Raw genomic sequence first — 1,168 nt, 5'->3', positions numbered from 1 at the left:
GCGCTTCGACTTCAAATGCCCCATCGAGGTGATGGGAGAGGTCATGCAAAACTCCATGGCAATGCGGCATGATGCTCCGGCTTCAATTCAATAACCGTGTTGCACTCAGCTCCTGCAACCGCCCTTTGTTTCCTTTTTAGCTCCGAGCTCGAACTCCTTTTCCTCACACTCCCAGATGATATTCACCAAAATATTCGCAATCTGGTAAACCATGTACGCGATCATCACTACCGATACTACAGATGCAATTCCCGATGCCCAGGTCGCATTTGCGGCGGGCGTAACAGCACCAGAAGCAGCGTCCGTTGTGGCGTATGCAACATCGCTCGCACCGTTGGCAGCGAAGCCACTCGCGAAGATCATATTCGCTGCAGCCGGCCCGAATGTCTGGGCGGTCCAGTTTGCGACGTAGTTCATCATTTGTTGCTTGAAAGCACCGATTACCCCAAGTTGAGCAACTTCTGTAACGGCCGCGTTAGTAGCACCAGCAGCACTCCAGGCAGCATCCCAGCCACTGGACATTAGCGTTTTACTGAAAGCCCAGGCACTTTCCAGTGTTGGGGCGGCGTCAATTATTCCGACCTTCTCACTCAACTGAATAGACGTGTAAACCAGAGTGACGTAATCCATGAGCGACACACCGTCTGGAGCTTCGCAACAATCGACCCAGCCGCCCACTGCTTTTTTGCATTCCATAGCCTCCCCTTTCCAAACCTTACAGGTTTTATCGGAAGTCGTATCCGTCGGGTCTTTGCCACAATCGAGGTCATGCTCGGCAAATTGAGCGATCTGAAGTGCCACCGCGGCGTAGGCAAAATCCGTGGACTTCTCATCTACCGGGTTGAAGCATTCAGTTCCAAGGCATCGCACAGGTCCATCACATTGGTAGGAGCTGCTCGTCTCAGTTGACGGGACTTCAACGTCATAACCGCAATCCCACACCTCCTCCGTCACATAGCACTGGCCAGATGCACCGGTAGCGCCGGATACACATTTCTGCGAGATAAACCCGCAAGACTTGTCCTTCTCGAACTTCTGACAAGCCTGAATTCAACACATAAGTGCAACGCTCACCCCTGTATGCACTTCGTACGGCGTCTTCCAGCCCAAGCGCTTGCGCGGGCGTAGATTGATCCTCGCTACTGTCCGATTGACGGCTTCGACGGTC

At 53.2% G+C, this 1,168-nt stretch carries 1 protein-coding gene and 2 pseudogenes; all 3 read right to left on the bottom strand.

The window, feature by feature from the left end:
* Positions 1-105: 105 nt before the first annotated feature.
* Positions 106-630 carry a hypothetical protein gene (locus tag JJD74_RS31090; RefSeq protein ID WP_234451945.1) on the bottom strand — a complete coding sequence of 175 codons (525 nt, stop codon included), beginning with the start codon at positions 628-630 and terminating at the stop codon, positions 106-108.
* Between the two features lie 27 nt (positions 631-657).
* Positions 658-1,050, bottom strand: a pseudogene (gene traN, locus JJD74_RS31615) (conjugal transfer protein TraN); the annotation flags it as partial.
* Positions 1,051-1,168: pseudogene (locus JJD74_RS30565) on the bottom strand (IS30 family transposase); the annotation flags it as partial.

The organism is Pseudomonas sp. MF6776, assembly GCF_016613125.1.
Taxonomy (GTDB): Bacteria; Pseudomonadota; Gammaproteobacteria; order Pseudomonadales; family Pseudomonadaceae; genus Aquipseudomonas; species Aquipseudomonas iridis.
The sequence above is the reverse complement of the archived record's forward strand: the minus strand, read 5'-3'. Positions and strand labels throughout refer to the sequence as shown.

Coding starts and splice junctions, on each gene's coding strand:
- JJD74_RS31090 (WP_234451945.1), bottom strand. CDS start 630: ATGGATTACGTCACTCTGGTTTACACGTCTATTCAGTTGAGTGAGAAG.